Source organism: Duganella levis (assembly GCF_009857605.1).
Lineage (GTDB): Bacteria > Pseudomonadota > Gammaproteobacteria > Burkholderiales > Burkholderiaceae_D > Rugamonas > Rugamonas levis.
The window spans coordinates 1-8,732 of the sequence record NZ_WWCT01000056.1 but is presented as its reverse complement, the minus strand read 5'-3'; the positions used below and the strand labels follow the sequence as shown (position 1 = coordinate 8,732).

Annotated in this window: 7 protein-coding genes and 1 pseudogene; 1 reads left to right on the top strand and 7 read right to left on the bottom strand. The window is 65.4% G+C overall.

Going from position 1 to position 8,732, the window contains the following annotated elements:
- Positions 1 to 317, bottom strand: a pseudogene (locus tag GTP69_RS30285) (DUF3108 domain-containing protein); the annotation flags it as partial.
- Between the two features lie 166 nt (positions 318 to 483).
- On the opposite strand from GTP69_RS30285, the gene GTP69_RS30280 reads away from it, so the two are divergent.
- On the top strand, positions 484 to 1,230 hold the full coding sequence (locus GTP69_RS30280) for a PhaM family polyhydroxyalkanoate granule multifunctional regulatory protein (RefSeq protein ID WP_161058344.1): 747 nt from the start codon (positions 484 to 486) through the stop codon (positions 1,228 to 1,230).
- A 6-nt stretch (positions 1,231 to 1,236) separates the two neighbouring features.
- On the opposite strand, the gene GTP69_RS30275 is transcribed toward GTP69_RS30280, so the two are convergent.
- The 6 genes from GTP69_RS30275 to GTP69_RS30250 all read right to left on the bottom strand — a co-directional run.
- Positions 1,237 to 1,419, bottom strand: a complete 183-nt coding sequence (locus tag GTP69_RS30275) for a hypothetical protein (protein ID WP_229257936.1) — start codon at positions 1,417 to 1,419, stop codon at positions 1,237 to 1,239.
- Positions 1,420 to 1,498: 79 nt separating this feature from the next.
- A complete protein-coding gene (locus GTP69_RS30270) occupies positions 1,499 to 3,235 on the bottom strand; it encodes a tetratricopeptide repeat-containing response regulator (RefSeq protein WP_229261224.1) in 1,737 nt (578 codons plus the stop codon).
- The gene (locus GTP69_RS30265) at positions 3,232 to 3,942 is read right to left on the bottom strand and encodes a sensor histidine kinase (RefSeq protein ID WP_161058343.1); all 711 of its coding nucleotides are present in this window, start codon (positions 3,940 to 3,942) and stop codon (positions 3,232 to 3,234) included. Before GTP69_RS30265 ends, GTP69_RS30270 begins: the two co-directional genes overlap by 4 nt.
- Before the next feature lie 107 nt (positions 3,943 to 4,049).
- A complete protein-coding gene (mnmC1, locus tag GTP69_RS30260) occupies positions 4,050 to 5,747 on the bottom strand; it encodes an FAD-dependent 5-carboxymethylaminomethyl-2-thiouridine(34) oxidoreductase MnmC1 (RefSeq protein WP_202424637.1) in 1,698 nt (565 codons plus the stop codon).
- A 2-nt stretch (positions 5,748 to 5,749) separates the two neighbouring features.
- Entirely contained in the window at positions 5,750 to 6,310 is a 561-nt protein-coding gene (locus tag GTP69_RS30255; protein ID WP_161058341.1) for a DNA-3-methyladenine glycosylase I, read from the bottom strand.
- 2 nt (positions 6,311 to 6,312) lie between these two features.
- A partial coding sequence (locus GTP69_RS30250; RefSeq protein WP_161058340.1) for a GGDEF domain-containing protein occupies positions 6,313 to 8,732 on the bottom strand: 2,420 nt, incomplete at its 5' end.

The window sequence follows — 8,732 nt, the reverse complement described above, 5'->3', positions numbered from 1 at the left end:
GGCGGCTCATTAGCCAGCAGCGACGACACGTCCGGCTCAGTGGGCGCGCTGGCCGCCAGCGGCGCCGGTTCGGGCAGCGGCTCGGCAGCCGGCCGTGGTCTTGGCTTCGGCAGCGGGACCGCCGGCTTGGGCGCTTTCTGCGCCAGCGGCGTGATCTCGGGCGGCGGTGGCGTCTCTACCCGCTTGGGCAGCGCCAGCCGCAGTTGCGCCGTCATCAGCGACGGCTTCAGCTCCGAGGCCCGGTGCGTCTGCGCGCTCAGGCGCCCTCCCACCCAGTCAATGGCGGCAAAGTGCAGCGCCACAGTGGCCGCACACAAAACCAGTACGCGCCGGTGTCGGGTAAGGAAGGAAACGATCATCATGGCCGCTAGTTTAAACGGGATCGCAGTTCTCGGCAGTGCTGGCGCAGAAATGTTGCCAAAACCTTTTGAATGCCTAACCAATATCTGCTACGCTAGCCGCTCAACCTACAGGAGGATAGCCATGGTCCACCCGCAAATGCCGAACATCCCCGGCGCCGGCGTCATGAACGATACGCTGGATTTTGTCAAAAACCTGTGGGGCAGCATGAGCGTGCCGGGTCTGACCGCACCCACGCTGTCGGTCGAAGAACTGGACAAGAAAGTCAACGACCTGAAAGCCGTCGAGAGCTGGCTCAATCTGAATCTGAGCATGCTGCGCGGGAGCATACAGGCGTTGGAAGTCCAGCGCGACACCATCGCCACGCTCAAATCGGTCGGCGCCAGCCTGGCCTCCGCCGTCAACTCGGGCGTGAGCGACAAGTCGATCTTCGACGCCAACCCTTACGCCTCCGCCTTCTTCCACCACGCGCGCGAAGCCGACAAGGCGCAAGCCACGCAGCCATCGCCGCCGCCCGCACCTGCGCCAGCGCCAGTGCCGGAGGCCAAGACGGAAATGCCCAAGCCGGCCGGCGGCGGCGCTGCTGCGGCCCAGCCCAACGCCTGGTGGAATCTGTTACAGGATCAGTTCAAGCAAGCCGTGTCCACGGCCATGGCGTCGGAATCGATGATGACCGATGCCGCCGTCAAATTCGCCGCAGCCGCAGCGGCAGGCGCCAAGCCGGCGGAGAGCAAGCCTGCCGCCAGCGCGGCATCGGCAGCGCCGGTCAAACCGGCCTCGGTGAAAAAACCTGCCGCCAAAAAGCCGGCGGTCAAAAAAGCTGTCGCAAAATCGGCTAAACCGGCCAAGCCGGGCGACGATCAGCCGTAAGGCAAATTACGCCAGCCGCTGGATGCGGATGGCGTCGATCAGGCCATCGGCCTGACGTTCCACTTTCTCGATATCGATCAGGCCTTCCTCTTCGAGCAGCTTGGCGCTGTCGTGGGCGGCCTGGAAGCTCTCCAGGGTATCGCCCTTGGCGGCTACCGGGCGAACCCAGGCCACACTACCTACTTTCATTTTTTTGTAAACTTCTTTGGCGATGTCGCGCATATTTTTTGTGCCCTTATTTGCTCTCAAAATTGAGTGTCATGTTGGTTTAACTACTGGTAAATCGGGTGCTCTCCGGCACCGGTCCATTGGCGGCTTCGTACTCGCTGGCCGCTGCCGCCGCTACCACGCCGGACACCGGCGCCAGCATCGCCAGCTGTTCCATCAGCTGCGCAAAACGCTGCTGTCCCGGCGCGATGGCGTCCACGTGCATCAACACGCCGATCGCTTCGTCGGCCAGCCCGCGCTCGTAACCATTCTGCTGCAACGCCGAGATGATGATCTGTGCGGAGTTGAACAGGATGCGCATATTGTGCGGCAATGAGCGGCGCGCCACGCGCATCCAGTCGATGGCTTCCTGCAGCTTGCCGGTCTTCCACAGCAGCACGCCGCGGTTCATCATCTCCGCCGCTTCCAGGCGCGCTTCCTTGATCAGCTCCGCTCCCTCGTCGCTCATGCGCGCGCGGTCGAAGATCTTCTGCACATCGTCCAGCAGCACCGTGTTGTCGTGGTTATTGCGCGTCACGTATTGCAGCAGGTGGACCGGCGCTTCCTTGACGCCGACCGCAAACAGCAAGGTCGCCATATCCAGGCAAGTCTCGGTGTCCGGCCGCTGGCGCGTGTCGTCGGCCAGCATCGCTTCCAGCTCGTCGCCGGACTTGCGCGCGCGCCGGAAATCGCCGCTCTCGTGATACACCAGTCCCTCGGTGATCTTGGCGCGCAGCGTCACCTGGTCGCCGCCAAACTGGTGGACTGCCGCGTTGAGCAGGCGGATGGCTTCCTTGGTATCGTTCTTCTGACCGCACACGCGCGCCAGGCCGAGATACGCATCAACCGTCTTCCGCACCGAGAACTCGCCGATCTCGATGCACTTGCGGAAGGCCTTCTCCGCCACCGGAATATTCCCCAGCTTGAGCGCCGTCTGCCCCAGCGAACGTTGACGCGGCACCGAATTGGGCGACAGCTTGGCCGCCTTTTGCAGCACGTCGAACGACTCTTCGGTTTTGCCTTGCAGCTGGAACGACTGCGCCAGCTGGTCGAAGGCGTCGATGTAAAAACGGTTATCGGCAATCACCGCCTGGAACATCATGCGCGCCGCTTCCAGATCGCCGGCGGCCATGCGGATTTTCCCCAGGCCGCAGCGCGCCCAGTTGTAGTCGCGGTCTTGCAGCACCTGCTCGTAGACCACGCCCGCCTGTTCGGTCTCGCCGGCCTTCAGCAGCAGCGTGGCCTTCATGCGCAGCAGGTCGATGGCGTGCAGCGGATGATGCGCCACCTGGTCCTGGCATAGCTTGGCCGCGCGCAGGTAATCCTTGTCCGCAAAGGCCTGGTCGATTTCGCTGAAGACCTGCTTCTTGATCCACACGCGGTTCAGGCGCGTCAACAGCACGCCTTCGGTGATCGGCTTGATGATGTAGGCGTCCGGCTGATGTTCGGCCGCGCCCATCACCGATTCCACGCTTTTTTCGGCGGACACCATCAGCCACACGCTGGACGGCAGCATCAGGTTGCGGATGCGCGCCTCTTCCAGCACCTGCTGGCCGTTCTTGCCGTCGCCGAGATTATAGTCGCACAGCACCACGTCGTAGCGGGTTTTCGACAGCAGCACCATGGCCTCGCCACCGCTGGACGCCTGGTCGATATGCTTGGCGCCGAGGTTGCGCAAGGACTCGCGCAGCAGCTGGCGGATGCCGACGAAATCGTCGATGATCAGGTAACGCTTCTCCGCCCAGTCGATGCCGCCGTCGGCGGTGGTGTTGGCGCTAAAGACTTCGCTGCTCATCATGGCAACCGCAAGACGAAACAGCCGCCGCCCAGGGTGCCGCCGTTTTCCAGTGCGATGCTGCCGCTGCGCTGGCGGTGCTTGTGCATCTTCGCCACTTCGCTGGAAAAGTACAGACCCAGGCCGCTGCTATTGCTTAAGAAGTTAATCGCCGCCTTGGCGCTGGCGCCCGACTCCAGCATATTCGCCGGGAAGCCGGCGCCGTTGTCTTCCACCCGCAGTTCCAGGTAGTCGCCATCAACGGCGATCGACAGGCGGATGCGGTCGCGCGTGTAGCGCACGGCGTTGTTGATGGCGTGGACCAGCACCCCGATGACCAGGTCTTCATCCAGCGTCCAGATGGCGTCCTGCGGGTAGTCGACTTCAAACGCGATGCCGCGCGATTGCAGCAGCATGTGCGCCTGGCCGGCCACCAGCTCCACCAGCTCACGCATGCTGCGCGGCGCCGGGTCGAAGGGATAGCCAGGTTTGCCGACATCCTTGTATAACGCCAGTAACTGGATCAGGTTATCGTTCAGGCGCTTGGTCTGGTACAGCATCTGCGCCATCTGGCCGTATTCCGGCGCGGCGCTGGACTGGTGTGCGGACAGCAGGTTCTCCAGCGTGCCACTCAGGACGCTGATCGAATTTTTCATGTCATGCACGGTGGATGCGAGGAACATGAACAGCTCCGGTGAGCCTTCTTGCTGCTGCGATGCTTGTTCATCCATTTACAGGATCTCCATGGACGGCGGTGTTCAGGGGCCGATTATAGCCTGAGGCCTGTAGTGCCGCCAACGCGTTCCGTTTGCGTAAGCGCAACAGCGACGTGCTCCGGCTACTGCGCGCGGCGGCGCTGCTTGAGCAGGAAGCGGCCGGGGTCCAGTGCATCGACCAGCGCTGCCTCCAGCGGCGGCGGCGTGTTTTCCAGTTGGGAGACCAGCAGTTCTGCCATCAGCGGGGCCCAGATCAGGCCTCGCGATGCGTAGCCAAGCAGGCAATGCAGGCCGGGATGGCGCGGCACGTCGGACAGGAATTCCAGCCGGCCGGCGTTCGGGTAGTCGGGCAGCGCGCCGGCCAGCGGCAATCGGTCCGGCGCGGCGACGCGGAAGCCCACGCGGCCAGCCAGCGGCGCGGTGTACGCCAATGCTGCCACGGCGTCGCCGGGGATGATTTCGGCCAGCCGGGCCAGATTCTCCTGCTGGCTGCTGGCGCGCAGTGCCGGATCGTCGTCGTTGTCGTAGGTGGCGCCGGCGCAGACGATGCCGCCCGATGGCGGCGTGACATACGCTTCGCGGCAGACCACCAGCGTTAATAACGGTGGCAGCAGCGGCGGCACTGCGGCGGCATCGACCGACAGGTGGGTGACCTGGCCGCGCAACTTGGCCAGCGGCAGTTCCGCAGCCTGTGCGATCTGGCCCGCGCCAGCGCCGCTGGCCAGGATCACTGTGGGCGCTTGCGCGATCAGCGCGCCGTCTGCGCCTCGCACCTGCCATTCGTCGTCCACGCGCAGCAGGTCCAATGCTTCGGTATGGAACACGCGTTGCAGACGTTCGCCGCACGCCGCCAGCATCGCCTCGCACAGCGACGATGGCCGTGCCCAGCCGCCTTGCGCAAACAGCCAGCCACCATGCGGCGTCGGCGCGTCGATCAAGGCGCTGGCTTCTTGCGCGTCGGCCCAGCGCGCGTATTGTGGTGGATAGTTCCATTGCGCCAGCGCGTCCTGCTGCACTTTCGCGTGGCGTTCATCGCGCGCCAGTTGCAGCACGCCGCAATCGGCGCCCAAGAATGCTGTGCCCACGCCGCCCATACGGCGCCATTCGCGCAGCGCAAACAGGTAAGCGGCGCGGCTCAGGCGAGTGGGGATGTTGTCGTCTTTGGAGAGCAGCGGCATGAAGATGCCAGCCAGGTTGCCGGACGCCTCCTGCGCCGGATGCGCGTGGCGTTCGATCAGCGTCACCTGCCAGCCGCGCGCGCACAAACGCTGCGCGGCCGACGAACCGGCCAGTCCCGCGCCGATCACCACCGCGCGCCGTACTGGCGCGGCTTGCGCAGCAGGCTGCGGTTTTCGGCTATGGTAGACAGCCTCAATATCCGGTGCGACGGCGCGTCGCCCGGCGTCGGCGTCGGCAGCGATGCGGCACACGAATCCCGCTGCCGTCAGCGCCCACACCAGCGCCTCGTCGGCGGCGCGGGCATGCAGGGTGGCGCCTTGCACCGCCAGCTTCGCCAGCGAACGCGCCCATGCCGGCGCAACATCCGCCGACAGGCAAAACGCGTCCACGCGCGCCGCAACCTGCGGCAGCACGGCATCCACCGCGCCCACCAGCAGATCGAGCGTCACCTCATCATTCAGGATCACGCGATGAAAGCCTGGCACATTCAATGGCCACGCGTCGCGCAGCTGCGCATCTTGCACCGCAGCTGCCGGCGGCAGCGCAGCGGCAATCGCTATGTAATGCAAGCGCCCGCCCTGTGCGCGCGCTGCGGCAAACCGCTCGCCACTGCCAAACTCAGTGTCGAGCACGACCCGCATGGTCACTTGCGCGCCTTGCGGCAGAAGCAATCCGGCGCATGATCATCCACCATGCCGATACCCTGCATATACGCATACATAATCGTCGAACCGACAAACTTGAAACCCAGCTTGGCCAGATCCTTGGAAAGACGATCCGACAGCTCGGTCTTGGCCGGGCGCGGCCCGTCGCCACGCACAATCGGCTTGCCGCCGACGTAAGACCACAGCAGCTTATCCAGGCTGCTGCCGCTGTCGAGCAAGCGCAGGTACGCCTGCGCATTGGTGATCGCCGCCGCCACCTTCAGCCGGTTGCGCACGATGCCGGCATTGCCCAGCAATTCAGCCACCTTGTCCGGGCCATACGCGGCGATTTTGTGCGCATCCCACTGGTCAAACGCGGCGCGATAGTTCTCGCGCTTGTTGAGAATGGTCTCCCAGCTCAAGCCCGCCTGAGCGCCTTCCAGGTTCAGCATCTCGAACAAGCGCCGCTCGTCGTGGCACGGCACGCCCCACTCGGTGTCGTGATATGCCAGATACAGGGGATTGGCGGGATTGGCCCAGCTGCAACGTTGTTTATCCATGCTCAGTTCAACTCCAAATCGCTCGACAAGCCAATGCGGCGACGTTCGCCGGCCAGCACCAGCGGCCCGGTCAGGTTAGACACCAGCCGCACCTCGCCATCCGTCGCCGCCTGATCAAGTTGCTGCATCAGGCGCGGGAAGACGCCGTCGGCGCGCGTGGCGTCGGTGCTGTACAGCGCGGCCCAGGCATTACGGCCGGAGCGCTTGGCGATGTACAGCCCCTGGTCGGCCAGTTCCACCACCTGCGACCACGACAGCAAGCGCGGCTGTGACGGCAGGAAGGGGAAGCAGGCAAAGCCGATCGAACAGGTCTTGGACAAGCGTACGCCGTCCGGCAAGGTGAAATCGCGCTCGGCGACGGCGCGCCGCATACGCTCGGCCACGCCCGGCGCCTCATCGCGGTGGGTGGCGCGCGCCAGCACCAGGAATTCCTCGCCGCCCCAGCGGATCACATAATCCGACTCGCGGAACACCTCGCGCAGCCGCTCCTGCATCTGCACCAGGATCGAATCGCCTGCCGCGTGGCCGTAGCGGTCGTTGACTTCCTTGAAGTGGTCGAGGTCGACCATGAAGAACACCAGGTCCTTGGCTGCATGCAGGTCGCACTCGTTCAGTTCGCGATGCAGCCCGGCGTCGTAGCCGCGCAAGCTCATGGCGACATCAGCGTCGACGTTTTGCAGGAAGAAGCGGCGGTTGCGCAGCCCGGTCAGCTGGTCGGTCAGGCTGACTTCCTCCAGCGCCTGGTAGGCCTGTTCCAGCTCCAGGTTCTTGTCCAGCAGCTGTTCCTGGGTGGCGGCCACCTGGCGGTAGGCGCTGGCATTGTCAAGCGCGATGGCGCCGTAGGCACACAGCGTGCGGAAGATCAGCCGTTCGCGTTCGCCATACGAGCGCGCCAGCAGCGACTGCACCGTCATCACGCCCAGCACCCGCTCGCCCACGCGCAGCGGCGCAAACAACAGGCTCTGGGTCGGCAGCGTGCCGGGAATCAGATTGGGCGTGACGTCTTCATCGTCCAGCTCGACCAGGATTTCGCGCCGTTCGCGCAGACAGCGCGCGGTATTGGCGTTCGGATCATCGGCGGCGATGCGCACGCGCGGCAGCGGCTTGTCCGCTTCAATGCCGAATTCGCACACCAGCGAGGCGCCGTCCGGCTGCAGCAGGAAGATCGAGAAGTGGGTCGCATCCAGCAAGCCATGCACGTGACGATCCAGCGCGCGGAACACCGCCGCCGCATCCAGATGGGCGGTGATTTCCTGGCCGATGGCGCTCAGGTGTTCCAGCGTGGCGCTGATCTGTTGCAGCACTTCGGCGCGCTGCGCCTCGGCCGCCGCCAGCTGGCGATGATGTTCGCCCTCGGTCTGCGCCCGTTCGGTCTGGTACTGCACCTGCATGGCAATGGCGCGGTTGGTGGCTTCCTTGCTGTGGGTCTGGTCGCGCGCGGTATTGGCGCGCAGCGCGATGGTGTAAGCCCGCTGATAATCGCCGATGGCGGCGTACTCGCGCGCCGCCGCGTCCAGCAGCGCGCCCGGCACCGTGTAGCCTTCGATGGTGGCGGCGATCTCCAGCGCCAGCTGCAGATAATGCAGCACGGCGTTGGGCGCCACCATCAGTTCCGGGCCCGGCAGCGGGTGGCGGGCGTGGATGTCGGCCAGCACGTTGAGGGTGGCGATCTGGCTCGATGCGTCGCCATGGTCGCGCGCCAGCGCCAGTGCGGCCTGGGCGGCGGCCAGCGCATCGTCGGCGCGCGCCAGGTACGACAGCGCATGCGCCTGGCCGCGCCGCGCGCTGCTCTGGAAATCGTTCTGGCACAGGGCATCGCCGCGCGCGGCCAGGCGGGTAAAACTTTCCAGCGCGGCCCCATAATTGCCGAGGTCCAGCGCCAGGTCACCCTGGTATTCCAGCGCCACCGCGTAGGCGCGCGAACCGGACAGCGGCGCCAGCGTGTTCAGCGCTTCGCGCAGCAGGCTCTGCGCGGCGTCGCGCTGGCCCAGCTGGCGCAGCGTTTCGGCGGTCTGCATCAGGCACATGCCGATGCTGAGCGGCCAGCCGGCCGGGCGCGCCAGGTCCAGCCCGCGCTGCATCCATTCCAGCGCCGACTCGTGCGCGTTGAGACTGGTGAAGCCGTTGCCTATATTAGTAGCGACAATGATGGCGCGGCGGATCTGCCCGCTGGCCAGGGCGTTCTCAAAGCTCAGCATCAGGTGGCCGATGGCGCGGCCGTATTCGCTGCGCTGGAAGGCGCAGGTGCCGAAAAAGTCGCTGATCCAGCCGGCCGCGATCGGTGCTACGCCATTCAGGTCCGTGCTGAAGCGGTCGCGCCAGCGCTGCTGGGCGGCCGGGCCGTCGCTGAAGGCGTCGCAGATGCCGGAGGCGGCGTCGATGATGTCGATGCGCAGCGGGTCGGCCGCCACGCGGGCGGCGG